Annotated in this window: 21 protein-coding genes and 1 tRNA gene; 17 read left to right on the top strand and 5 right to left on the bottom strand. The window is 59.9% G+C overall.

Features of this window, described 5'->3' with window-relative positions; genetic code table 11:
* Positions 1 to 32 precede the first annotated feature (32 nt).
* Together SLIT_RS15230 and SLIT_RS08795 are read left to right on the top strand one after the other, a co-directional pair.
* The gene (locus SLIT_RS15230; protein WP_013029890.1) at positions 33 to 1,796 is read left to right on the top strand and encodes an ATP-binding response regulator; all 1,764 of its coding nucleotides are present in this window, start codon (positions 33 to 35) and stop codon (positions 1,794 to 1,796) included.
* 67 nt (positions 1,797 to 1,863) lie between these two features.
* Complete coding sequence (locus tag SLIT_RS08795) at positions 1,864 to 2,358, top strand: low molecular weight protein-tyrosine-phosphatase (protein ID WP_013029889.1); 495 nt, start codon at positions 1,864 to 1,866, stop codon at positions 2,356 to 2,358.
* Position 2,359: 1 nt separating this feature from the next.
* Here SLIT_RS08795 and SLIT_RS08790 read toward each other — a convergent pair whose 3' ends face one another.
* Together SLIT_RS08790 and SLIT_RS08785 are read right to left on the bottom strand one after the other, a co-directional pair.
* Complete coding sequence (locus SLIT_RS08790; protein ID WP_013029888.1) at positions 2,360 to 5,161, bottom strand: hypothetical protein; 2,802 nt, start codon at positions 5,159 to 5,161, stop codon at positions 2,360 to 2,362.
* A gap of 66 nt (positions 5,162 to 5,227) precedes the next feature.
* Positions 5,228 to 7,735 (bottom strand): Rne/Rng family ribonuclease, encoded by a 2,508-nt coding sequence (locus SLIT_RS08785; protein ID WP_013029887.1) that lies wholly within the window; start codon positions 7,733 to 7,735, stop codon positions 5,228 to 5,230.
* 360 nt (positions 7,736 to 8,095) lie between these two features.
* On the opposite strand from SLIT_RS08785, the gene SLIT_RS08780 reads away from it, so the two are divergent.
* On the top strand, positions 8,096 to 9,034 hold the full coding sequence (locus tag SLIT_RS08780; protein WP_013029886.1) for an RluA family pseudouridine synthase: 939 nt from the start codon (positions 8,096 to 8,098) through the stop codon (positions 9,032 to 9,034).
* A gap of 64 nt (positions 9,035 to 9,098) precedes the next feature.
* Complete coding sequence (locus tag SLIT_RS08775) at positions 9,099 to 9,419, top strand: hypothetical protein (RefSeq protein ID WP_013029885.1); 321 nt, start codon at positions 9,099 to 9,101, stop codon at positions 9,417 to 9,419.
* Positions 9,420 to 9,426: 7 nt separating this feature from the next.
* On the opposite strand, the gene rlmM is transcribed toward SLIT_RS08775, so the two are convergent.
* Positions 9,427 to 10,446, bottom strand: a complete 1,020-nt coding sequence (rlmM, locus tag SLIT_RS08770; RefSeq protein ID WP_041420827.1) for a 23S rRNA (cytidine(2498)-2'-O)-methyltransferase RlmM — start codon at positions 10,444 to 10,446, stop codon at positions 9,427 to 9,429.
* A gap of 92 nt (positions 10,447 to 10,538) precedes the next feature.
* On the opposite strand from rlmM, the gene SLIT_RS08765 reads away from it, so the two are divergent.
* Positions 10,539 to 11,195, top strand: a complete 657-nt coding sequence (locus tag SLIT_RS08765; protein WP_013029883.1) for an HAD-IA family hydrolase — start codon at positions 10,539 to 10,541, stop codon at positions 11,193 to 11,195.
* 25 nt (positions 11,196 to 11,220) lie between these two features.
* Positions 11,221 to 12,174 (top strand): S49 family peptidase, encoded by a 954-nt coding sequence (locus SLIT_RS08760; protein WP_013029882.1) that lies wholly within the window; start codon positions 11,221 to 11,223, stop codon positions 12,172 to 12,174.
* Positions 12,175 to 12,228: 54 nt separating this feature from the next.
* Here the strand turns inward: SLIT_RS08760 and SLIT_RS08755 are convergent, their stop codons facing one another.
* Positions 12,229 to 14,259, bottom strand: coding sequence for a thioredoxin domain-containing protein (locus SLIT_RS08755; RefSeq protein ID WP_013029881.1), 2,031 nt, complete (start codon positions 14,257 to 14,259; stop codon positions 12,229 to 12,231).
* The gene (locus SLIT_RS08750; RefSeq protein ID WP_013029880.1) at positions 14,259 to 14,867 is read right to left on the bottom strand and encodes an arylesterase; all 609 of its coding nucleotides are present in this window, start codon (positions 14,865 to 14,867) and stop codon (positions 14,259 to 14,261) included. The genes SLIT_RS08755 and SLIT_RS08750 overlap by 1 nt, the downstream gene beginning before the upstream one ends.
* On the opposite strand from SLIT_RS08750, the gene SLIT_RS08745 reads away from it, so the two are divergent.
* The 11 genes from SLIT_RS08745 (at position 14,866) to SLIT_RS08700 (ending at position 23,466) form a co-directional block, all read left to right on the top strand.
* The gene (locus SLIT_RS08745; RefSeq protein WP_223293782.1) at positions 14,866 to 15,534 is read left to right on the top strand and encodes an ABC transporter ATP-binding protein; all 669 of its coding nucleotides are present in this window, start codon (positions 14,866 to 14,868) and stop codon (positions 15,532 to 15,534) included. The two genes, SLIT_RS08750 and SLIT_RS08745, sit on opposite strands and share 2 nt — an antisense overlap.
* The gene (locus SLIT_RS15950) at positions 15,531 to 16,163 is read left to right on the top strand and encodes a DUF6988 family protein (protein WP_013029878.1); all 633 of its coding nucleotides are present in this window, start codon (positions 15,531 to 15,533) and stop codon (positions 16,161 to 16,163) included. The genes SLIT_RS08745 and SLIT_RS15950 overlap by 4 nt, the downstream gene beginning before the upstream one ends.
* 3 nt (positions 16,164 to 16,166) lie before the next feature.
* On the top strand, positions 16,167 to 18,641 hold the full coding sequence (locus tag SLIT_RS08740) for an ABC transporter permease (RefSeq protein ID WP_013029877.1): 2,475 nt from the start codon (positions 16,167 to 16,169) through the stop codon (positions 18,639 to 18,641).
* A 122-nt stretch (positions 18,642 to 18,763) separates the two neighbouring features.
* Positions 18,764 to 19,150, top strand: a complete 387-nt coding sequence (rpsF, locus tag SLIT_RS08735; protein ID WP_013029876.1) for a 30S ribosomal protein S6 — start codon at positions 18,764 to 18,766, stop codon at positions 19,148 to 19,150.
* A gap of 7 nt (positions 19,151 to 19,157) precedes the next feature.
* Positions 19,158 to 19,454: a primosomal replication protein N gene (priB, locus tag SLIT_RS08730; protein WP_041420825.1), complete on the top strand. Its 297-nt coding sequence runs from the start codon at positions 19,158 to 19,160 to the stop codon at positions 19,452 to 19,454.
* 9 nt (positions 19,455 to 19,463) lie between these two features.
* Positions 19,464 to 19,733, top strand: a complete 270-nt coding sequence (gene rpsR, locus SLIT_RS08725; RefSeq protein WP_013029874.1) for a 30S ribosomal protein S18 — start codon at positions 19,464 to 19,466, stop codon at positions 19,731 to 19,733.
* A 10-nt stretch (positions 19,734 to 19,743) separates the two neighbouring features.
* Positions 19,744 to 20,193, top strand: coding sequence for a 50S ribosomal protein L9 (gene rplI, locus SLIT_RS08720; RefSeq protein ID WP_013029873.1), 450 nt, complete (start codon positions 19,744 to 19,746; stop codon positions 20,191 to 20,193).
* A gap of 86 nt (positions 20,194 to 20,279) precedes the next feature.
* Positions 20,280 to 21,665, top strand: a complete 1,386-nt coding sequence (gene dnaB / locus SLIT_RS08715; RefSeq protein WP_013029872.1) for a replicative DNA helicase — start codon at positions 20,280 to 20,282, stop codon at positions 21,663 to 21,665.
* A gap of 167 nt (positions 21,666 to 21,832) precedes the next feature.
* Positions 21,833 to 21,909 (top strand) — tRNA-Val (locus SLIT_RS08710).
* Positions 21,910 to 21,947: 38 nt separating this feature from the next.
* Complete coding sequence (locus SLIT_RS08705; RefSeq protein WP_013029871.1) at positions 21,948 to 22,502, top strand: P-loop NTPase family protein; 555 nt, start codon at positions 21,948 to 21,950, stop codon at positions 22,500 to 22,502.
* A 13-nt stretch (positions 22,503 to 22,515) separates the two neighbouring features.
* The gene (locus tag SLIT_RS08700) at positions 22,516 to 23,466 is read left to right on the top strand and encodes an MlaD family protein (RefSeq protein WP_013029870.1); all 951 of its coding nucleotides are present in this window, start codon (positions 22,516 to 22,518) and stop codon (positions 23,464 to 23,466) included.

Genomic DNA, 23,466 nt, shown 5'->3' with positions numbered 1-23,466 from the left:
CCATCACATCATCAAGCATCAGGCTCAACCGAATGATCACGCCAAACGAGCATAAAGCGATCGAAGCCGAGCAGGTCAAGGCGTATTTCAATGATGCGAATTATCTCAACCTGTCCGGTTTTGCGGTCTTTGCGTTGCTGGTTGTTGTTGTGCATGAGGAAACGCCCAACTGGATATGGGCGCCGGCGCTGGCAGTGCTTTTCCTGATCACGCTGTACCGCGCCTACCTGATCTGGCAGTATCACCGCGCACCGGAACGCAGGACCTCAACCCAATGGAGCAACAGTCAGGCGCTGACCGGGGGATCGGCCGGCGTTTGCTGGGGGCTGGCCAACACGGCAATGCTGGCCCATCTGCCGGTCAAGTACCAGCTTTTCGTGTTGACGGTGTCAGGCGTGGTGGCCGCAGCTTCGGCATCCGAAGGGTTCTCTCTGGCCCAGCCGCCGCGTGTGTTCACCATCGCCAGTCTAACGCCGCCGGCCATTTTCCTGTTTACCGTCGGCAACCAGCTGCATACCGTGCTTGGCGTGATGTTGCTCCTGCTCATCCCGATCACCATCGCGCTCGGGAACAAGAAGAACCTCATCTTTACCGAAGTGCTGCGCCTGCGCTTCCATAACGAATTCCTGGTGACCGAACTGTCGCGTCAGCATGAGTTGCTGGAAGCGGCAAGCAAGTCGAAATCCCGCTTCCTTGCGGCGGCCAGCCATGATCTCCGCCAGCCCCTGGCGGCATTGATCCTTTTCCTGGAACAGCTGGAACTCGAGCAGCAGCTTTCCCCCAAGGGGAGGGGCGTGCTGGCGCATGCGCTGTTGTCCACCTCCTCCCTGAGCAGTCTGCTGGATGGCTTGCTCGACATTTCAAGGCTGGATGGCCACGCGATCAAGCCGAAGATCAGGCCGTTTCCCATCCAGAAACTATTTGACGAGCTGGAGGAGGAGTTCTGTCCGCTCGCCTCGAACAAGGGCCTCCGGCTGAGATTCGCACCGTGCTCATCGATTGTCGAAAGCGACATCATCCTGGCGGAACAGATCCTGCGTAACCTGATTTCCAATGCGATACGCTACACGCATTCCGGCCGCATTCTTGTCGGGTGCCGCCACCGCTATGGCATGCTCTCCATCGAAGTGCACGATACCGGCATCGGTATCGCCGAAGATCAGTTTCCCAAGATCTTCGATGAGTTCTATCAGGTCGACAATTCGGAACGCGACCGGCAGCAGGGGTTGGGGCTGGGATTGTCCATCGTCGATCGCGCAGCCCGTTTGCTCGGGCATAGCGTCACGTTGACTTCGCAACTGGGCAAGGGCTCTGCATTCATAGTCACCCTGCCGCTGGCGAATCCGGGGGAGGTTGTGGAACAAGCTGTTACAGGGGTCGCACCCGAGGCGCCGGAATTGGCCGGTCGCTTGATCGCCTTCATCGAGAACGAGGGCAACATCCGCGTGGGGATCAGCGATCTGCTGCAATCGTGGGGGTGCAGGGTGGTGGTCGCCGACTCGGCCGCAACCATGCTCGAGCAGCTCGAAGCCATGGACGATGCTGTCGAGATGGTCATCTCGGATTTCGGCTTGAGCAGATCCATCAACGGCGTCGAGGCGATCGCCGTGATACGCAGGCGCTGGGGGGAGCGGCTCCCGGCCTTGCTGTTTACCGGCGACATCAGCAAGGAGACTTATATGCTCGCCAGGGATGCCGACCTGCCAATCCTGTACAAGCCGGCCAAGGCGGAGGCCTTGCGCGAGGCCATCACCACTGCACTTGAAAGCGGCAAGCTGCAAGAGGTGCGTGAGTAGGGCCATCCGATCCGGCTGTGCGTTTCTCGCTGGAATTGAAAAGATCGATCACTGTATCTGGGGTGCTATGGAAAACAATGGCAAAGTAAGGATCCTGTTTTGTTGCATGGGCAATATCTGCCGGTCGCCCACGGCGGAAGCAGTGTTCCGGCATTACGTCGCACAGGCAGGGCTGGCCGAACGCATCCACATCGATTCGGCAGGCACGCACGATTACCACATCGGCGAAGCCCCGGATGTGCGCACGCAACGTGCCGCAAAGCAGCGCGGTTACGACATGAGCGATCTGCGCGGGCGCCAGGTCGAGGCGGGAGATTTCAAGCGTTTCGACTATGTGCTGGCGATGGACGAAGCGAACCTCGATATCCTCCAGCGTCTGCGCCCGCGCGATGCGCAAAGTCATCTCGGCTTGTTCCTGGAGTTCGCCGAGTGCTACCGCGAACGCGAAGTACCCGACCCCTATTTCGGCGGCGCCGACGGTTTCGAGCACGTGCTGGACATGGTGGAAGATGCGGCGAACGGTTTGCTGCGGCACGTCCGCCAACATCATCTGCAGGGTTGAGCTAGAACGACTGCCCCAGTTGCAGATAGGCCCGCATTCCGCCGGGATTGTCGATACCGCGTGCGATACCCAGCCGCAGCGGGAGGGGGAGGCGGTAGAACACCTTGATCTCGCCGAGCAGTTCGATGCCCGCACCGCGATAGTATCTTGAGCGCGCATTGCCGTTGTCCCACACGCTACCCGCATCTATGAACACCGAGGCCGACAGGCGGTCGATGCCGATGGGCGGGGACATCGCGTGGCGGTCGATGTCGGCGAGCGGGGTGCGCCATTCGATGCCCAGAGTGCGCACGTTCTGGCCGCGCAAGGCGCCTTCGCTGCCGATATAGCCGCGCAAGGGCAGGTTGCGCTGGTTGAGCATGGGTACCTGGGTCAGATCATATTGCATGGCACCGCCGAGCTGGAACTGCTCGGTGATGCCGTGCGCGCGTGCCTCCGTCCACCTCGCGCTGAGCACCGTGTCGCCGAGAGGCAGGAATTGGCGCGTGTCGAAGCGCGTGACATAACCGTTGTAAAAGCTGTTGAACGGCCGGTAGCTTTCATAGAGCAGGGTGCTGAGGTTGCCCCGGTTGACACCGTCTGCATACCAGTTGCTGTTGCGCGTGTCATAGCGCAGGAAGGTCGCGGCGAGGCGTTCGTTCTGCGCGCGGGTGGTGAGTCCGGGGACCTGCACCCGGTCGGTGGTCTGCATGGCAGCACCGATGCCGAGATAGAACTGCCGCTCGATCCGCAGCCAGGGCAGCATCGAAGCCCATTGCGCGCTGGTGGCACGGTCGAATACGGTGGTGGTCGCATTGGTGGCGGAGCCGGTCCATTGCCTTGCCCACAAGTTGCGCGAGACATTGAAGAAATGTTCGCCGAGGTAATCGTAGTTGATACTGCCGATGGCTTCATGCTGGGAGGTCTCCCACATCAAGGTCGCGATGTAGTTATGCCAGCCCATGGCATCACTGCCGAAGGTGGACAGGCCGAATGCGGTCAGGCCCCGGTCGGAGATCACTGCCGGCAGCCAGCTGCGCGGATACATCGAATACAAGGCGTGGTAGTCGCCGGCTTGCCCCAGCGGGTAGGTTGCGGGAGGCGTATCGCCTTGCAGGACTGCCGTTTGGCTCGATGCCAATTTTGCTTGTGCCAGCGGTGCCGTCGTCCGCATCCTGCGCAACTCGGTGCCCCCGGGGGCCAGCACGCCCAGTACGACCGAGCCGTCCTGCGCTATTCCGCTGTGCAGGAGCACGGCAGTGTATGTGTGGCTCAGGCGCGTCAATTCGTTCGAGCCGAACGTATAGCGCCAGAGATCATAGGTGCCGTCCCTGACTGCGACGAACTCCAGCGCATCGCCGGTGCGCGAATAGCGCAGTTCGTGCAGCGGCGCGTTGTAGTTGAATAGCACACGTGGTGCGCCGCCGGTACTGTCGAACTCCAGCACTTGCCATGCGTTCGCCTGTTTGATGGCGAGCGCGATATGTTCGTCGTCCGGACTGGCAGCCAGTTCCACCGCCTCGACCTGGTCGGGAGTCTGGTACAGCGAGCGCGATTCGCGCCACTGTTTCCCGTGCTGCTCCAGTACGCTCAGGGTCGAGACGCCACCGGCGGTGCGTAGCGCGGCGATCTGCCCGCCCAGCCATGCGGCTCGGCGGTAGCGTCCGCAGCTGGTCCTGCGTTGCATCCCCGCAGTTTCGCTCCAGGTATAAAGGTCGTAGTAGTAGTTGTAGTTGCGGCAGATATCGGGCTGGGCGAGCAGCACCATGCCGTCGGAGCGCGCCTCGATATGTGTGCCGGAATTCACTTTGGCGAGCTTGCGCAGCTTGCCTTGTGCATCGATATGGACCAGCCGGGGCTGGAGGCGGCCGTCGTTCACCACGGCCAGGACGCCATCGGGCACCGGTGCCAGCGAATCGATCTCGAACTTCGCCGGCAAGATGACGTCGCCATCGACGCGCGGCGTGGCTTCGAGTTGCGCCTCGCGATGGCTCATCTGTTCGGTCAGGTCGGCGATGAACTCATCCCACAGTTCGTCCATGTGCTTGCCGGTCGCAGCGACCGGATTGGTATATACACGCGGCACGATGTTTCCGCTGTAATTGTCGATGTATTTGTAGATGGCCTCCGGTCCGTATTTGCGTGCCAGGAAATCATAGAAGTAGGCCCCGTACAGATACTGTTTGGAAGTTGGCAGCGCACGGCCGTCGGCATTCATCTCCGCCAGCGACCTGAAACCGTGTGCATGTTCGATGCGCATCCATGCCTCGAACATGGGACCGCGCAGGCGTCCCTGGCCGAGTTCGGGTGTGCTCTCGTTGTAGGTGGCGATGCCTTCGATGGCCCAGGTCGGTTCCCACAGGTTGGGGAACAGCAGCGGAAAACGGCCGAAGATGTGGCGCAGCACATGCGGTGCCGCGCGCACCTTGTCGAGGTGGAAGACATGGGTCAGTTCGTGGGTGAGCAGCATCTGCAGCCAGATGCTGTTGTCCAGCAATTCGCCGTCGTTGGGCGGGGTGAGGAAGATCGCGCTCTCGTTGAAGGGCAGCGGGGTGGAGTAGCCGTTGGCGATGTCGAACTCGTCGAGAACGATGATCTCGATCTTGCCGTCCGGCTCCCATTGCATCTCCTTGCTCAGGCGGGAATAGACATGCTCGGCAATGTCGGCGATGCGCTCTGCCTGGGCGCGCTGGGGGGTGGCGTAATTGATGCGGAAATGCGCGCTGTCTGCGCTATGCCAGTCGCGGTTGGGATCCGGGCCGGGCAGTGCCTGTGCAGGGGACAACCAGGTCAAGGCGGCAAGCATCAACAGGATGCGAAGCATGATGTGCGTTCCCCAAAGTAAAAAAGCGCACGGCATGCCGTGCGCTTTCATTATCCGACAAACAGGTCAGTTCGGCGAATGCGTCTCCACCTGCTGCAGCGGTTCGCTGTTCTCGATGGTGTAGATCTCGCGTGGACGCTGGCGACGACGCGGGGGCTGGCTGCGATTTTCCTGTGCCGGTGCGATGCTTGCCGCCTTGTTCGGATCGGTCTCGATCAGGGTCAGGCCGCTGCTGCCCAGGTCGACCGGGGCAGCAACCGGAGCAGGTGCAGCGGCAGGCGCTGCAACGACGGTTGCTGGCGCCGGGGCAGACTGTGCCGGATAGCAGACCACTTCGGTCGGCCTGGCCTTCTTCATCGAGTCGGGATAGGCGACGTATTCGGTCGGCGTTGTGCGTTGCACAGGCGCTGGAACGGCGGCAATTTCTCCGGTCGCAGGTGCGGCGGACTGTCCGCTGGTTTGAACAACTGCGTTCTCGCCGGACGGTGCTGCCACTTGCTGTTCGCGACGCTCGCGCTCGCGACGGCCACCGCGGCGACCGCGCTTGCGGCCTTCACGATTGCCGTTGCCTTCTTCGCCTGCCACCACGGGCTTCGGTGCCTCCAGCGCTGGCTTGTCCACACTGGATGGACGCGGCTGGCGCGGTTGCTGCTGTTGGCGCTCGCCGCGGTTTTCCGGCTGTTCTTTCTGCTCCTTGTTGTCGGTGCGCGGAGCTTCGTTGCGGTCGCGGCGCTGTTGCTTGCCGCCTTCGTTGCGGTCGCGGCGTTGCTTGCCGCCTTCGCCACGCTCGCCACGCTCTCCCCGTTCACTCCGCTCGCCGCGTTCGCGGCGCTGGTTGCCGCGGCCGCTTTTGGCCGGTGCGGCAGGTTTTGCGGGTTCGCTTTCACCGCCGAGAGACTTGAGCCAGCCGACCAGGCTGCCGAGCAGCGAGGTTTTCTTCTCTGTCTTCACTTCATGCTTGGGCGCGGGTTGTGCCGGGGTGATGCCGCGCACGGCCGCTTGCGGACGTTGTGCCTTGATCTCCTGTGCGGTGGAGGCCAGCGCAGGCTTGACCTCTTCCGGTTTCTCCACCAGTTTATAGCTGGCTTGCAGGTGGTCGGCCGTGATGTCGTCCTGGCGCAGGCGGGTGACGTTGTATTGCGGCGTCTCCATGTGCGGATTGGGGATGAGGATGACGGCAGTCTTGAAGCGCGATTCGATGCGATGGATGTCGGCGCGTTTCTCGTTGAGCAGGAAGGTGGCGACGTCCACCGGTACTTGTGCGTGGATGGCGGCGCTGCTGTCCTTCATCGCTTCTTCCTGGATGATGCGCAGGATGTTCAGTGCGGAAGACTCGGTGCCGCGGATGTGGCCGATGCCGTTGCAGCGTGGGCAGGTGCTGTAGCTGCTTTCTTCCAGGCTGGGGGCCAGACGCTGGCGCGACAGTTCCAGCAGGCCGAAACGCGAGATCTTGGCAGTCTGGATGCGGGCGCGGTCGAAGTGCAGGGCGTCGCGCAGGCGGTTCTCCACTTCACGCTGGTTCTTGCTCGACTCCATGTCGATGAAGTCGATGACGATGAGGCCGCCCAGGTCGCGCAGGCGCAACTGGCGGGCGATCTCGTCAGCCGCTTCCAGGTTGGTGTTGAGCGCGGTGGTCTCGATGTCGCCGCCGCGAGTGGCGCGCGCGGAGTTGATGTCGATGGCGGTCAGCGCTTCGGTGTGGTCGATGACGATGGCGCCGCCGGAAGGCAGGTTCACCTGGCGTGCGTGTGCCGATTCGATCTGGTGTTCGATCTGGAAACGCGAGAACAGCGGCACGTCGTCGTGGTAGCGCTTGATGCGGTCGACATGGTCCGGCATCACTGTGCTCATGAACGCCTGCGCCTGGTGGTAGATGTCGTCGGTGTCGATCAGGATCTCGCCGATCTCCGGGTTGAAGTAGTCACGGATGGCGCGCACCACCAGGCTGCTTTCCAGATAGATCAGGGAAGGCGCCTTCTCGGATTCTGCGGCGCCTTCGATGGCGTCCCACAGTTGTTTGAGGTAGTCCAGGTCCCACTGCAATTCGTCGAGGTTGCGGCCGATGCCCGCGGTGCGGGCGATGATGCTCATGCCATGCGGCACTTCCATCTGGGCCAGCACGTCGCGCAGTTCGTTGCGATCTTCGCCTTCGATACGGCGGGAGACACCGCCACCGTTGGGGTTGTTCGGCATCAGCACGATGTAACGGCCGGCCAGACTTATATATGTGGTGAGGGCAGCGCCCTTGTTGCCGCGTTCGTCCTTTTCCACTTGCACCAGCAGTTCCTGGCCTTCTTTCAGCGCTTCCTTGATGGAAGGGCGATTGCCGGCGCCGGCGCTGTAATACTGCGGAGAGACTTCTTTAAAGGGGAGGAATCCGTGGCGGGTACCACCGTATTCGACGAAGCAGGCTTCGAGGCTGGGCTCGATGCGGGTGATGACGGCTTTGTAGATGTTGCTCTTGCGTTGCTCTTTACCGGCGGTTTCAATGTCGAGGTCGATGAGTTTCTGACCATCCACAATGGCGACGCGGAGTTCTTCCGGCTGCGTCGCATTGAATAACATGCGTTTCATATTTTTCTCCCGCGCTCTTACACGGGCAGGACAAAGCTACGCGCCGCTTAGCGCGCGAGAATGAGGGTCGTGCAAACTGCCTGTGAGTTGTGATGACGACGATGTTTCAAGTTCTTCTTCTCGTTGTTTAGCTTGTCTGTAGCTGTATGCCGCCGATCAAAATGGGGCAGCACACCAAAATCTATCTGCTTTCGTGCTTAGAGCGCGCAAATCAATTACCATCACTGCTTGTCTCCGGTGAGTGAGATAACCGGGCGGGGCTGCTTCGTAGGCGGCTTGATTGCCTGCCTTAGGTTGGACGGGGAAAATGAACATCCCGTTTCACGAAGGCGCACACGCGAGGCGCGAAGTATATTCAAAATGAATGGTTTAAGCAAAGAATCTGTCAGCTGGCTGGAAATCGACGAGGGCAGCGAGGGCCAGCGCATCGACAACTTCCTGTTCCGTCACCTGAAAGGCGTGCCCAAAAGCCATGTCTACCGCATCCTGCGCGGCGAGGTCAGGGTGAACAAGAAGCGTGTGGACCAGACCTACCGCCTGCAACTGGGAGATATCCTGCGCATTCCCCCTATTCGCGTAGCGGAAAAGCCGGAAAGCGAATACGTCCCGGCCACCGAATTCCCCATTCTCTATGAGGACGAAGCCCTGCTGGCCATCAACAAACCGTCCGGAACGGCGGTGCACGGCGGCAGCGGGGTGAGCTTCGGGGTCATCGAGCAGTTGCGCAGCGCGCGGCCGCAAGCCAAACTCCTTGAACTGGTGCACCGGCTCGACCGCGAGACCTCGGGAGTGCTGCTGGTGGCGAAGAAGCGTTCGGCGCTGACCGGGCTGCACGAGATCATGCGCGAGGGGAATAGCGACAAACGCTACTTCGCCCTGGTGCTGGGGCAGTGGAAGAACGCCAAACAGCATGTGAAACTGCCGCTGCACAAGTTCGACACCCCGCAAGGCGAAAAGCGGGTGATGGTGCGCGAAGACGGGCAGGCCTCGCATACCATCTTCACCCTGCAGCAGAGCTGGCCGGAATTCACTTTGCTGGAGGCGCAACTGAAGACCGGACGCACCCACCAGATCCGCGTACACCTCTCGCATCTGGGTTTCCCCATCGCAGGCGACGACAAATATGGCGATTTCGCGCGCAACAAGGAACTGGCGAAACGGGGCCTGAAACGCATGTTCCTGCATGCCCACAGCATTGCATTCAACCATCCGCTTACCGGTGAGCCGCTGAGCATCACGGCGCCGTTGCCGCCGGAATTGCAGAATTTCCTGAACAAACTGGACGCTGCTGCTGCCTAAGTTTCGGTCATGTCTTGCCGATAACAGGATTGCAGGCCGTATGATGCGGTCGAGGAGAGGTGCCATGCGCTATACGCCCAGTCTTCCGCCATTGACGACGAGTCCGAACACTCGTCAGGTGGGCGGTTTGAGCCGTATCCATGCAGTCAAACCGGTGCCCGCTGCCGATCAGGCTGTGCCCAATGTCGAAAATCAGGCGCTGAGGCAGGTGCCAACGCCACTTGAGCAGCAATATCAACGCACCGAGCCTTTCGAGGATAGGCGCAAGGTTTGCCGTCGTGTGAGCCATCAGCCAGTATTGGTCGAACTGCGTTCAGGGCCGGATCGTCGCCGCCATAATCTGCGCGAGGGCGACTTGGTCGAACATATCGACGAAACCGCCTGACCTGCTACTAGCGTTTGCGTGCCAGATATACCGTCACTTCTTCCCTGTCGTGATAAAGCTGCTTTGCTTCCAGTTGGTAGCGGATGCCTTTATTGTTAAGCGCGGTGCGTATGCTGTCGAGCGCTTCATGCAAGGCGGCGACTCGTTTCTTCATCGGCAGCTTGAGGTTGAAGATGGCGCGTTGGGTCAGTCCGCGGACGAACCATTCAGTCATCAGCGCAGCGACTCGCTGCGGCTGCTCCACCATGTCGCATACCAGCCAGTCGACCGGGCGTTGCGGACGGAAACGGAAACCGTCCTCGCGCAGATGCCTGATGGACGGGTGTCCTGCCGCCGCTCCCTTGAGCGGGCCATTGTCCACAGCGACGACCTTCAGGCCGCGTTGCACCAGTTGCCAGGTCCAGCCGCCGGGAGCAGCGCCCAGATCAATGGCTGTCATGCCCGGTTTCAGCCATAGCGCTTGTTCCTTTTTATCCAGGAACACCTCGAATGCTTCTGCGAGTTTGAGGTAAGACCTGCTTGGCGCATCGCCCGCCATGCTGACGCGGTGGATGCCATTGAGCGCGCCAGAGCTGTTGTGTGGAGCGCTGCTGGCGATCAGGGCACGCTGGTTGTCCGGAAAGAAGATATGCAGGCGCGGGAGAGAAGGGTCATCCAGCAGGCGCGAATCCTTGCGCAACTGGTCTTCCAGCAGGGGCTGGAACCGTCGCGTGAAGCCGGACAGTGTCTTGCCCTCGTTGGTGTCCGGCACTTCCAGGCACAGCATGCTGAACCGCTCGGGTGTTGTAGGTATCGCTTTCAGCAGCGGCGTGAGACGGTCACGTTCGGGCAGTTCGTCCACTTCGGCATGCAAACTGAGCAACTGGCGGGCAAAGGTCAGTTGCCGGTAAGAGAGGCGCGGCTTGCCCTGCAGCACTACGAAGCCGCTGTTCTCGGCGGTTTCGACAGGCTTGGCCTGGGTCTCTTCCACGCAGTCGCGCTCGAAACCGGGGCGGCAGTAGATCAGCCAGCTGGGTAAAGTGTTCATCGGGGGCATCATGGCGCGGCATGGTAGGGATAGTCGATGGTATGAGCAAGCGAAATGGTAGAATCCGCGCCTGTTTTATTTTGGCGGTATGAATGAAAAAACGTTATGACTTGATCGTGTTCGACTGGGACGGCACTGTGATGGACTCCACGGCGATCATCGCAGCCTCGATCCAGGCGGCATGCCGCGATCTGAAATTGCCAGTGCCGGACGACGAGACGGCGCGCCATGTGATCGGCCTGGGACTGATGCAGGCCTTGCGCCACGCCGTTCCCGATGCGCCGGAGGCGATGTACGAACCGCTGGTGGCGCGTTATCGCCATCATTTCCATTCGCAGAATGAGTCGATACCATTGTTCGACCAGGCGCGCGAGACCATCATCGAATTGCACGACGCCGGCTACCAGCTGGCGGTGGCGACCGGCAAGAACCGCAACGGCCTGGACCATGCACTGGAAACGACACAGATGGGCGGGTATTTCCATGCCACGCGCACGGCCGACCGCACTTTCTCCAAACCGCATCCGGCGATGCTGCAGGAGCTCATGGATGAGCTGGATGTACCGCCCGAGCGCACCCTGATGATCGGCGACACCACGCACGACCTGCAGATGGCGATCAACGCCGGAGTGGATGCGATCGGTGTGACGCACGGCGCGCATCCTGAAGAGCAGTTGCGCGAATTGAACCCGATCGCCTTGCTGAATGACTTTGCTGAACTGCGCGACTGGTTCAGGGCCAATGCATAACGAATACATAGAAGGAGTCTTTAACATGGCAGACGAAAACAACAACTGGGAACGTAGCGTGCTGGAGAAATTGGCGATGTCCGCCCTGCAGGAACAGCGCCGCGCGCGGCATTGGGGCATCTTCTTCAAGTCGCTCACCTTCGGTTACCTGTTCCTTTTGTTGTTCCTGTTCATGGGATGGTCCGGCGACAAGGTCGACGGCTCGCTGAGCGGCAAACATACTGCGCTGATCGACCTGACCGGTGTCATCTCCTCCGACAGCAATGCCAACGCAGACAACCTGATCGGCAGTCTGCAGGATGCATTCAAGGACAAGAACACAGTGGGAGTCATCCTGCGCATCAACAGTCCGGGCGGCAGTCCGGTGCAGGCCGGCCTGGTGAATGACGAGATACGCCGCCAGCGGAAATTGCACCCGGACATTCCGCTGTATGTGGTGGTGGAAGACATGTGTGCCTCGGGCGGCTATTACATCGCAGCGGCGGCGGACAAGATCTATGTGAACAAGGCCAGCATCGTCGGTTCCATCGGCGTGCTGATGGACGGTTTCGGTTTCACCGGCACCATGCAGAAGCTTGGTGTGGAACGCCGCCTGTTCACCGCAGGCGAGAACAAGGGGTTCATGGATCCGTTCTCGCCGCTCAATCCCAAGCACGAGGCATTCACCAGGAAGATGCTGGAAGACATCCATATGCAGTTCATCGACGTGGTGAAACAGGGGCGCGGCAAGCGCCTGAAAGAAACGCCGGAAACCTTCAGCGGTTTGTTCTGGACGGGCGACAAAGCCATCGAGATGGGGCTGGCGGATGAATACGGCAGTGTGGATTCGGTCGCGCGCGATGTGCTCAAGGAAGAGAATATCGTGGACTTCACCACGCATGAAGGTTTTGCGGATCGCCTGGCGAAGAAGTTCGGCGCCGGTGTGGCAAGCATGTTTCCAGGGTTCGGGGCGCAACTCGGCGCAGTGACGCTACGCTGATGAAGCGACTAGCCATCCCACTAAGCAACCAAAGAACGGTTGCCAAGTGGCTGGTTATAGTTCGGTCAGCAACTCATCCAGGCTGGTGATCGGCGGCAGGCACTGCGTGCCATGGCACAGCCAGGCTGTGGTCGTGGCGGAGCGTGGTTTATCCAGCGATGACGGCAAGCTGGCTTCATCACCGTTCAGGACTATGATCATCAATCCCGGCAGATATTTCGCCGCCACAGCCGCCCGCCAGGCGGCTGTTTCTATTTCTGCACCGCACAGCACCAGCATGGAGGGCGGTTGCAGGGCCTCGCCCAGTGCCGTGCACAAGCTGCTGAACTGGCCGGCTGCGCGCTGCATGATCGGGAAGAACAGTTTCAGGCAGCGTTCGGCAGCATCCGTGTAGCGTATGTCACCCGTCAGCTCGGCCAGGCGCAACAGGCCTTGCGTAGCGATGCCGTTGCCCGAGGGGGTGGCGTTGTCCTGCGCGGTCTTGTTGCGCTGGATCAGCGCCTCGTGATCGTGGCTGGTGAAGAAGAAGCCACCGTTCCGGACATCTTCAAAACGTGCCAGCAGCGCATCGGCGATTTGCACGGCAAAGCTCAAGTCTGGGGAGCGGAATTCGGCCTGGAGCAATTCCAGCGCGGCATTCAACAGGTAAGCGTGGTCGTCCAGGTAGGCGTTCAGGTGCGTCTTGCCATCCTTGTGGGTGGCGAGCAATCTGCCGTCCTGCCACAAGGTGGTGCGCACGAAATCCATCGCCTGCTGTGCCGAATGCAGCCAATCCTCGCGCCCGAAAATGCGCGCGGCTTTCGCCATGCCGGCGATCATCAGGCCGTTCCAGCTGCCGAGTATCTTTTCGTCGCGGCCGGGGCGGATGCGCTGCTCGCGCGCGGCGAACAGTTTTGTCTTTGCCGCAGCGAGCAGCATGGCCGCCTGTTCCTCGCCGAGTCCGAGTTTCTGCGCTATCTCACCCAGCGGTTGCGACACGCGCAGGTTCCAGGCGTGGTTCTCGAAATTGGGCGTGCTGTCGAGGCCGTAATGCGGCTGGATGAGCGCGTATTCGGCAGCGCTCAACAGGTCGCGGATGTCGTTGCGCTGCCATACATAGAACTTGCCTTCCTCGTGCTCCGAGTCCGCATCCAGCGATGCATAGTAGCCGCCTTGCGGCGATTGCATCTCGCGCATCACCCAGGCTGCGGTCTGCTCCACGATGCGGGCGAAGAACGGGTCGCTGCTGCTCAGCCAGGCATCGCTATACAGGCCGAGCAGCAGGCCGTTGTCGTAGAGCATCTTCTCGAAGTGCGGGATGTCCCATTCTGCATCCACGCTGTATCTGCAGAAGCCGCCGCCGAGCTGGTCGTACAATCCGCCCTGTGCCATTTGCTGCAGCGTGAACAGCACGATGTGGCGTGTCTGCGCATCATGGGTGGCATGGGTTTGCTGCAACAGCAGGTCGAGTTCGGCGGGATGCAGGAACTTGGGCGCACCGCCGAATCCGCCGTTCACGCGGTCGAAATTCTCGCTGTGCTGCCGGATGGAGGTGGCTATCGGCGACGCATCGAGAGTGGAATCGGTCGCGCTCTTTTCAGGCTGCCATGCAGCGAGCGCGGCAACGATCTGCTTGCCCTGTTCGGCAAGTTCGCCGCGTTGTTCCTTGTAGGCATGCGCGATGTCCTGTATCAGCGCAGGGAAGCCGGGCAAGCCGTAGCGCGCCTGCTTGGGAAAATAGGTGCCGCTGTAGAACGGCGTGCCATCCGGAGCAAGGAACATGGTCAGTGGCCAGCCGCCGCTGCGCCGCGAAAGCAGTTGATGCGCGTTCTGGTAGATCTGGTCGAGGTCGGGTCGTTCTTCCCTGTCCACCTTGATGTTGATGAACAGCTCGTTCATCACCGCTGCGACGGCTTCATCCTCGAACGATTCATGCGCCATCACATGGCACCAGTGGCAGGCCGAATAGCCGATGGACAGCAGGATGGGCTTGCCCAGATCGCGTGCGAGTTGCAAGGTCGCTGCACTCCATGGATGCCAGTCCACCGGATTGTCGGCGTGCTGCAACAGGTAGGGGCTGGTTTCGTGGGCGAGGTGATTGGTCATCAGTCTAGCAGGGGTATCAAGGAGTGCAGGATGTGCTGCATGATACCCCGTTGTGCTTCTGCGTTCGGATGCAGATTGTCGGCTTGGAATTGTTCCGGTTTTACCCCCTCCAGCATGAAGGGAACCAGCGCGATGTCGTGCTGTTTCGCCAGAGCCGGATATATCGCGCGGAATTTCCTGGTGTAGTCCGGGCCATAGTTCGGCGGCAGCTGGATACCGAGCAACAGCACCCTGGCGTTGGCTTTCTGCGCCTGGGTGATTATCCTGTCCAGGTTCTTCTTCATCTCGGGGATGGCGCCGCCGCGCAGCCCGTCGTTGGCACCGAGTTCGACGACGACCACCGCAGGCCGGTGTTGCTGCAAAGCCTTGCCGATACGGCGCAGCCCACCCGCAGTGGTCTCGCCGCTGATGCTGGCATTCACCACTTCATACTGAGGGTGGCTTTTTTTCAACTCCTGCTGCAATAAATTCGCCCATGAATCGTCGCGCTCAATCCCGTAACCGGCTGATAAACTGTCGCCGAACAGCAGGATGTTCTTTGCTGCCTGTGCCGAGCAGGACAGCGCCAGTGCGGCTATGAGCAATGCTATTTTCAGAAAGGTCTTCATGGCGTCGATTGTGCAAGCAGCAGGGCTCACCAAGCAAGTGTTAAGTGGCGATCAGCCGCTCACGATATTGCACGATGTCACTTTCACGGTGAAAGCAGGCGAGAGCCTCGCCATCGTCGGCGCCTCCGGTTCCGGCAAATCCACCTTGCTCGGCCTGCTGGCCGGGCTGGATGTACCGACCGGCGGCAAGGTATTGCTGCATGGCACCGACCTGTTCGCGCTGGACGAGGACGGTCGCGCAAGGCTGCGCGGCGAACTGGCCGGCTTCGTGTTCCAGTCGTTCCAGCTGCTGCCCGCGCTGAATGCGCTGGAGAACGTGATGCTGCCGCTGGAGCTGGCCGGCGCAAAGGATGCGCGCCAGCGCGCCGAAGCGTCGTTGCAGCAAGTCGGCCTTGCCGCGCGCATGCATCATGTGCCGAAACATCTCTCCGGCGGCGAGCAGCAGCGCGTGGCACTGGCGCGTGCCTTCGTCACCCGGCCGAAGATACTCTTTGCCGACGAGCCCACCGGCAACCTCGATGCCGACACCGGTGCGCAAATCATCGAGCTGATGCTGGAACTGAACCGCGCACAGGGCACGACGCTGATCCTGGTTACCCATGACGATGCGCTGGCAAAGCGTTGCGGCAAGCAATTACGACTTGCTGCAGGACGGGTGATGGTATGAAGTTAGCTCATCGTCTCTCGCAGGGGCATGATTTGGCAGCATGGATAGAGCAACAAGTCTGCGACATGCAATTATCAGGCTCCGTTCGAGTACGTCTTGCTGGAACATGTTTTATCGTTGCTCAAGAGCACCATCAGGCAATCCTTCTTCTTCTGAGTCAAACTCACCCGCTGCATGCTCCAGCCTTTGCGCTTGTGCGCCCAGTGTTCGAGGCCTACCTCAGAGGATTGTGGCTTGCACATTGCGCAAAAGACGCTGAGCTGGAGGGGTTTTCACACGGGAAGAGCCCACCTAAAATGCCATCCATACTCTCTGCCATTGAGCAGACTCCAGGTTTCGATTCTGGACAACTCTCGGATATTTACAAACAAAGTTGGTCAGATATGTGTGCCTATGCCCACACCGGTTCCCAGCAGGTACTTCGATGGAATACGGGCGATGCGATACAGCCAAACTATTCAGATGCAGAGGTTGATGAAGTTCTGTCGTTCACTGGATCAATAGCACTTTTATCAACTCTTGGTCTTGCAGCAATTGCTACCAACGAATCACTTGCCGCGAGCGTGTTGGCCAAGGCACATGAGCTTAGTTATCAGTTCAAATCGGACAGCGCAATTTCACGTGAATAGAAAATGAATCTTCTCCGCCTGTCTCTCAACCTCTTGCGCCGCGACTGGCGCGCCGGAGAGTGGCGCGTGCTGCTGCTGGCGCTGGTGCTGGCGGTGGGCAGTCTGGCCACCGTCGGCCTGTTCGCCGACCGCGTGCGGCAGGCGTTGCAGCAGCAGGCGCAGAGTCTGATCGGTGCCGACCTGCGCATCTCCTCGACGCGTCCGTTCACTCCGGCTTATCGCGAGATGGCGCAGAAACGCGGCTTGCGCGTGGTGCAGAGCCGCAGTTTTCCCAGCATGGTGTCGCACCGTGAGCAGGTACTGCTGAGCGATATCCAGTCGGCACAACCCGGATATCCATTGCGCGGCAAGATCGAGATCGACGATGGCAAGGTGCATGTGGCACAGGCCATCCCGGCACACGGTACGGTGTGGGTGGATGAGCGGCTGTTGCGCCGTCTCGATATCGGGGTGGGGGATGAGGTGGGCATCGGTGCGCGGCGCTTCACGATAGGAGCGCGCATCGTGAAGGACATAGACCAGTCCATTGGTTTCTCCAGCTTTGCACCGCGGGTGTTGATGAACGATGCGGACCTGGCCTCCACCGGGTTGCTGCAGGAAGGCAGCCGCATCTCCTATCGTCTGATGATCGCGGGCGATGCGGCGCAAGTGAAAATGCTGCGTTCCGAGTTGCAACCCAGACTTTCCGGCAACGAGAAGATGGAAGACGTGCGCGATGCACGACCCGAGATTCGCACGGCGCTGGAACGCGCCGAACATTTCCTCGGGCTCGCGGCACTGACCGCGGCGATCCTGGCCGGTGCTGCGATGGCGCTGGCGGCTCGGCGCTTCGTGCTGCGGCATCTGGATGGCTGTGCGGTGATGCGCTGCCTGGGGGCGCAGCAGGAGCAGGTGCTGTGGCTGTTCCTGTACCAGTTCATCCTGCTTGGTGTGGTGGCAGTGCTGCTTGGCGGATTGCTGGGTTATGTCACGCAGGCAGCATTGATCGAGAGCATCGCTTCCATGCGCAGCGCCAGCCTGCCGCAACCGGGCGTGTTGCCGTTGATCAAGGCGGCGGCCAGTGGTTTTGCCTTGTTGCTGGGTTTCGCCTTCCTGCCTCTGCTGCAATTGCGCAAGGTTTCGCCGTTGCGCGTGTTGCGCCGCGAATTGGGTTCGCCGGAAACCAGCGGCTGGCTGATCTACGGCCTGGCAGTTGGCGTGCTGGCTTTATTGTTCCTGTGGCATGCGGGTTCGCTGAAGCTGGGTATGGCGGTTCTTGGCGGATTACTGGCGGGGTTGCTGGTGTTCGGCTGGCTGGCGTGGCTGCTGCTGCATGGGCTGGCGCGCAATTCATACTATTTCCAATCGCAATGGCGGCACGCGCTCAATAACCTTGCCCGCCACGGGCGCAGTGCCGCGGTGCAGGTGGTGGCGCTGAGCCTCGGCGGCATGGCGTTGCTGGTGCTGACACTGGTACGCGGGGACCTGTTGCAAAGCTGGCAGGGCAAGCTGCCGCCGGATACGCCGAACCGCTTTGTGGTGAACATCCAGCCCGACCAGATTCAGGCTGTGCAGGATTTCTTTGTGCGCCAGTCGTTGCCGGTACCGCAGTTGCAGCCGATGGTGCGCGGCAGGCTGATCGCCATCGATGACCGTGCCATCAACGGCGACAGTTACCCCGATCCACGTGCCCGAGCTTTGGTGGAGCGCGAATTCAATCTTTCCTGGATGGAACAGATGCCGTACTGGAATGAGTTGGTGAGTGGAAAGTGGTGGAACATTGGCGCCAATGGGCAGCTTTCAGTAGAGGAGGGCATTGCCAAAACGTTGGGTATCCATCTCGGCGATAGGCTTACCTATGATGTTGCGGGCAGTACCTTCACGGCGCGCGTGACCAGCCTGCGCAAGGTGCAGTGGGATTCGATGAAAGTGAATTTCTTCGTCATCGCCACGCCGGAATTGCTCAGGGATTTCCCGGCCAGCTACCTGAGCAGTTTCTATCTGCCGCCGGACAAGGTGCGCGCGGGCGACGAGCTGGCGCGCGCATTTCCCAATATTTTGCTGATCGACACCGGCGCGGTGATCGCCCAGGTGCGCAACATCATGGACCAGATCGCGCAGACGGTCAGCGCGGTGTTCCTGTTCACGCTGCTTTCTGGCTTGGCCGTGCTGTATGCCGCCCTGCTGGCTACGCAGGACGAGCGCAGCCATGAGGCGGCGATCCTGCGCACGCTGGGCGCGGATAGCCGCTATTTGCGCCGTCTGCACCTGTCCGAGTTCGCCGTGCTGGGCGGCTTGAGCGGGCTGTTTGCGGCGGCGGGGGCGACGTTGCTGGGCTGGGTGCTGGCGCGTTTCGTTCTGGATATCCCTTACCGCTCAGATGTTTCCATCTGGCTGATCGGCGGAGGCGGAGGGGTGGCGGTGGTGATGCTGGCCGGATGGCTGGCGACGCGACGGCTGGTGCAGCGTCCGCCGTTGCGTATTCTCGCGGCGGATTAATGGGTTAGTGCTTGACGCGGCACGGAATATCCCTATAATGCGCCCCTCCCTGAAAAAGGGAGTTTTTGACCTTGCTCCACCGTCCACTAATGTCGGGGGGCTTTAATCCACAAGGAGATGTAATGCGACACTACGAAATCGTATTTATCGTGCATCCCGATCAGAGCGAGCAAGTGCCCGCGATGGTCGAGCGTTATCGCACGTTGGTGACCAGCAAGAACGGTCACATCCACCGTCTGGAAGACTGGGGCCGCCGCCAGCTGGCTTACCCGATCCAGAAGATCCACAAGGCACACTATGTGCTGATGAACATCGAAGTCGACCAGCCCACGCTGGATGAGCTCGAACACGCATTCAAGTTCAACGACGCTGTACTGCGCCACCTGACCATCAAGACCAAGGCTGCAGTCGTCACGCCTTCCGCCATGATGAAGGAAGAGAAGTCGCGTTCGTTCAGCAGCGATGCTGCAGAGGCACCGGCTCCGGCAGCAGAAGCACCGGCAGCGTAAGCAAGGATTGAGCAGCAACCGTTGTGTGATTGAAGGGGAGATCGCCGAGCTGGAAGGCTTGCGTTATACCCCGGCAGGTTTGGCGAGAGTGGCGTTCAAATTGCGCCACAGCTCAATGCAGCAGGAAGCAGGGATGCAACGTCAGGTCCAGTGTGATGTTCCGGCACTGGCACTGGGTGAGGCGGCACAGCAAGTCAGCCGTTTGCAGACCGGACAGATGGTGAGAGCTGAAGGTTTCCTGGCGCAGCGCAGCCTGAAGATCGCGCAACTGGTGTTGCACATTGATAACGTTACATTGAGATAGGAGCACAACATGGCTCGTGTATTTAAGAAAAAAGACGACAAGAAGAACAACGCTTCGCGTCAGTTGTTCAAGCGCCGCAAGTTTTGCCGTTTCACCGCAGAGAAGATCGCGGAAGTGGATTACAAGGATATCAACATCCTGAAGGAATTCATCACCGAGAACGGCAAGCTGATTCCGGCCCGCATTACCGGCACCAAGACGCGTTTCCAGCGTCAGTTGAGCGTAGCCGTGAAACGCGCGCGCTTCCTGGCTTTGCTGCCTTACACCGATTTGCACTAAGGAGTAGATCATGCAAGTTATCCTGATGGAAAAAGTGGTCAACCTCGGCCAGTTGGGCGATGTGGTCAAAGTGAAGAACGGTTTCGCACGCAACTTCCTGATCCCGCAAGGCAAGGCCAAGCGTGCGACGGAAAGCAACGTGGCGGATTTTGCGGCGCGTCGCGCCGAACTGGAAGCGGCTGAAGCGGCCAAACTGGCCGATGCGCAAGCGCGCGGCGGCAAGCTGGAAGGCCTGACCGTGCAGATCGTGCAAAAGGCAGGCGTGGACGGCAAGCTGTTCGGCTCCGTTACCAATGCCGACATCGCAGCCGCACTGGTGGCCCAGGGCCACCAGGTCGAAAAGGGCCAGGTTCGCATGCCGACCGGACACCTGAAGCAGATCGGGGATCATCCGGCCAGCATCGCACTGCATCCGGACGTGGTCGTGAACGTGACGATCTCGGTGTTGGGCGAGCAATAATCCCGCTTTGTCATGTAGTTAAGAAAAAGGGCTGGCGACAGCCCTTTTTTGTTTAGAATCTCCTTCCCGAAATTTGCGGTCGCATCATGCAAAATTTTACTGTCCCCGTTGCCGATTCCCAGCTTGAAGCCCTCAAGCTGCCGCCGCACTCGCTAGAGGCGGAACAATCGGTGCTGGGCGGCATCCTGCTGGACACCAGCGCTTGGGACAAGATTGCCGATCTGTTGAGCGAGAGCGATTTCTATCGCAATGAGCACCGCCTGATCTGGCGTCACATCGGACGACTGACCGAACATGCCCAACCGGTGGATGTGATCACTCTGGCCGAATCGCTGGAGAGCAATGCCGAGCTGGAGAAGGCGGGCGGGCTGGTGTATCTGGGCACGCTGGCGCAAAACGTACCTTCTGCCGCCAATATCCGTCGCTATGCCGAGATCGTGCGCGAACGCGCCATCATGCGCAAACTGGTCGAAGTGGGTAGCGAGATCGCTACCAGTGCCTACAACCCGGGTGGCCGCTCGGCTGGTCAGTTGCTGGATGAGGCAGAAAGCCGCGTGCTGGAGATCAATGAAGAGGGCGAGCGCGGCAGCCAGGGTTTTGTCGGCATGCCTCCGCTGTTGACGCAGGTTGTGGAGCGCATCGAGACCTTGTACGGACGGGACAACGCCAGTGACGTGACCGGCACGGCGACCGGTTTCGCAGATCTGGATCGCATGACATCCGGTCTGCAGCCCGGCGATCTGGTCATCGTGGCCGGTCGTCCCAGTATGGGCAAGACTGCCTTCTCCATCAATATCGCGGAGAACGTGGCCCTGGATGGCAAGCCGGTGGCGATCTTCAGTATGGAAATGGGCGGGGCACAATTGGCGATGCGTATGATCGGCTCGGTAGGGCGGCTCAACCAGCACACCCTGCGCACCGGCAAGCTGGAAGACGAAGACTGGTCGCGCATGACACATGCCCTGGGACTGCTCAACGATGCGCCGATCTTCATCGACGAGACCCCTGGACTGAACGCGCTGGAATTACGTTCGCGCACGCGACGCCTGCATCGGCAGCATGGTGGTCTTGGATTGGTGGTCATCGACTACATCCAGCTGATGTCCTCTCCAGCGGGCAAGGCGAGCGAGAACCGCGCCACCGAGATCTCGGAGATATCCCGTTCGCTTAAATCCCTGGCCAAAGAGCTGCATGTGCCGGTGATTGCACTGTCACAGCTCAACCGCAGTCTGGAGCAACGCCCGAACAAACGCCCGGTGATGTCCGATCTGCGCGAATCCGGTGCTATTGAGCAGGACGCCGACCTGATCCTGTTCATCTACCGCGACGAAGTCTACAACCCGGATTCGCAGGACAAGGGTACGGCCGAAATCATCGTCGGCAAGCAACGTAATGGTCCGATCGGTGCGGTAAGACTGACCTTCCGCGGTGAGTACACCCGCTTCGAGAACCACGCCTCCGCACAGTATTGAGCGGGGATGCGTTCGCCTGCAGCCCCTTCGCCGCGGGGCGCACCTGCGCAGCATGTCGCTCGCAGCGCTAGCCTTCCAGAAGCGATACCGCAGCGTGGCATCGCGCAAAACCCTCATTAATTCCTTGGCGCTCCCGAACTGTTCGGTTACAATGCGCGTCCTTTTACAGGCGCGTAGCTCAGCTGGTTAGAGCACCACCTTGACATGGTGGGGGTCGTTGGTTCGAGTCCAATCGCGCCTACCAATTTCCCGAATGGTTGCGTAATTCTTCCAAGAAATGCCATGTTCACACTGAGCTTGCATGGTGAAGAAGGTACACAGGCCCTGCTTCAATCAGGCTATTCGTATTGTCTCGTCGTCCGTTCAGAATCCCAGCGCGCAGCACTGCTCAAAAACCTTGGCGATCAACCCGGTGTGGTCATCGTGCCGCACAACGGCGGGCTTATAAGCAACCTGCGCGTGTGGGAGAACATCATCCTGCCGGTGCAATATCATGGCATCGAGCTTGCCGGAAAACTTGAAGACAGCGTGGTGCAGTTACTTATCCGATGCGGCGTGGAAGATGAGACGGTCGTATCCGAGTTGTTGCTCAAGTTGCCCGATCAATTGTCGCTGTACGAAAAGCGCTTGGTCGGTTTCGTGCGTGCCATGTTGATGAGCCCGGAACTCATCATTTACGATTCCATGAACGAGGGATTGTCCCGCAAGGAGCTGGCTCGTGCGGTCAAACTGGACAAGGTATTCCGCTTATATTTCCCGTTCCGTACGTCGGCACTGGTAAGCTTCGAGGAATACAGCGACAAGGATGATCCGAAACAACTTGTGATCCATCTATGAAGACAGATTCGAGATGAAGTTATCCACCTTTAACCAGAGATTGCTGACCATTGAGAAGCGCACCCAACGATTCATGCTGGGCGCGGTAGGGGTCATGTTGCTGGTGTTGTTGATGATCGCTTTCAAGCAGGATTATTTCCACCGTAGCACCACGATCTATTTCTTTACGCCCAATGCGCAGGGACTGAGTACTGGTATGGCGGTCAAATTCATCGGCTTCAAGGTTGGCAGCGTTCAGGATGTGAGCATGCAGCCCAATGCCACGGTGCGGGTCAAAGTCGCGCTGGATGATGAATATGTCCATCTCATCGGACAGGATGCCAAAGCGCGGCTGATCAAGGAAGCATTGGTCGGTGAGAGTGTGGTGGAGATCATTCCCGGTTCGCAACAGGTAAAACAGGTGACGCATAACAGCGTGCTGGAATTCGAGCGCGGCCAGGATGCCAGCACCGTGGTGGAGAATCTGGCGGCTCAGTTGCAGCCTATCCTGAGCGATATCCATCAGATCACCACCAGCATCAACAATCCGAACGGGGATATCCAGCAAACGCTCAGGAACCTGAATCAGGCTTCGGGAGGCTTTCGCGAGACAGTGAACCAGCTCACCAAACTGGGCGCCAGCAGTAACCAGAAACTGGACGGCGCGTACGAGAAGCTGGACAAGGCGCTGGACAGGGCCAATTCCAGCCTGGAGACTCTGGACAAGGCGATCCCGAAACTGGCGGACAAGGCCGGGGCGACACTGGACAACGTGCAATCCGCGACTGCGGATATCAAGAAGATCACCAACGAGTCGGCAGTAGAAGTTCCTTCGCTGGTGCGCAACACCAATGTTCTGGTCGAAGATAGCAAGGAAACCTTGAATGGCGTGAAGAGAGCCTGGCCGCTCAACGGCTTGTTCCCCAGGCCGGAAGAGCAGCAGTTGCCCGTGGATGGCTATGTGCCTCCGAAACCATTGCCTTGA

The sequence above is a fragment of the Sideroxydans lithotrophicus ES-1 genome, assembly GCF_000025705.1.
GTDB classification, from domain to species: Bacteria; Pseudomonadota; Gammaproteobacteria; order Burkholderiales; family Gallionellaceae; genus Sideroxyarcus; species Sideroxyarcus lithotrophicus.
The sequence above is the reverse complement of the archived record's forward strand: the minus strand, read 5'-3'. Positions and strand labels throughout refer to the sequence as shown.

Bases quoted from the DNA above. Each gene is read 5' to 3' on its own strand.
- SLIT_RS15230 (WP_013029890.1), top strand. From the start codon at position 33: ATGATCACGCCAAACGAGCATAAAGCGATCGAAGCCGAGCAGGTCAAG.
- SLIT_RS08795 (WP_013029889.1), top strand. From the start codon at position 1,864: ATGGAAAACAATGGCAAAGTAAGGATCCTGTTTTGTTGCATGGGCAAT.
- SLIT_RS08790 (WP_013029888.1), bottom strand. From the start codon at position 5,161: ATGCTTCGCATCCTGTTGATGCTTGCCGCCTTGACCTGGTTGTCCCCT.
- SLIT_RS08785 (WP_013029887.1), bottom strand. From the start codon at position 7,735: ATGAAACGCATGTTATTCAATGCGACGCAGCCGGAAGAACTCCGCGTC.
- SLIT_RS08780 (WP_013029886.1), top strand. From the start codon at position 8,096: ATGAATGGTTTAAGCAAAGAATCTGTCAGCTGGCTGGAAATCGACGAG.
- SLIT_RS08775 (WP_013029885.1), top strand. From the start codon at position 9,099: ATGCGCTATACGCCCAGTCTTCCGCCATTGACGACGAGTCCGAACACT.
- rlmM (WP_041420827.1), bottom strand. From the start codon at position 10,446: ATGAACACTTTACCCAGCTGGCTGATCTACTGCCGCCCCGGTTTCGAG.
- SLIT_RS08765 (WP_013029883.1), top strand. From the start codon at position 10,539: ATGAAAAAACGTTATGACTTGATCGTGTTCGACTGGGACGGCACTGTG.
- SLIT_RS08760 (WP_013029882.1), top strand. From the start codon at position 11,221: ATGGCAGACGAAAACAACAACTGGGAACGTAGCGTGCTGGAGAAATTG.
- SLIT_RS08755 (WP_013029881.1), bottom strand. From the start codon at position 14,259: ATGACCAATCACCTCGCCCACGAAACCAGCCCCTACCTGTTGCAGCAC.
- SLIT_RS08745 (WP_223293782.1), top strand. From the start codon at position 14,866: ATGGCGTCGATTGTGCAAGCAGCAGGGCTCACCAAGCAAGTGTTAAGT.
- SLIT_RS08750 (WP_013029880.1), bottom strand. From the start codon at position 14,867: ATGAAGACCTTTCTGAAAATAGCATTGCTCATAGCCGCACTGGCGCTG.
- SLIT_RS15950 (WP_013029878.1), top strand. From the start codon at position 15,531: ATGAAGTTAGCTCATCGTCTCTCGCAGGGGCATGATTTGGCAGCATGG.
- SLIT_RS08740 (WP_013029877.1), top strand. From the start codon at position 16,167: ATGAATCTTCTCCGCCTGTCTCTCAACCTCTTGCGCCGCGACTGGCGC.
- rpsF (WP_013029876.1), top strand. From the start codon at position 18,764: ATGCGACACTACGAAATCGTATTTATCGTGCATCCCGATCAGAGCGAG.
- rpsR (WP_013029874.1), top strand. From the start codon at position 19,464: ATGGCTCGTGTATTTAAGAAAAAAGACGACAAGAAGAACAACGCTTCG.
- rplI (WP_013029873.1), top strand. From the start codon at position 19,744: ATGCAAGTTATCCTGATGGAAAAAGTGGTCAACCTCGGCCAGTTGGGC.
- dnaB (WP_013029872.1), top strand. From the start codon at position 20,280: ATGCAAAATTTTACTGTCCCCGTTGCCGATTCCCAGCTTGAAGCCCTC.
- SLIT_RS08705 (WP_013029871.1), top strand. From the start codon at position 21,948: ATGTTCACACTGAGCTTGCATGGTGAAGAAGGTACACAGGCCCTGCTT.
- SLIT_RS08700 (WP_013029870.1), top strand. From the start codon at position 22,516: ATGAAGTTATCCACCTTTAACCAGAGATTGCTGACCATTGAGAAGCGC.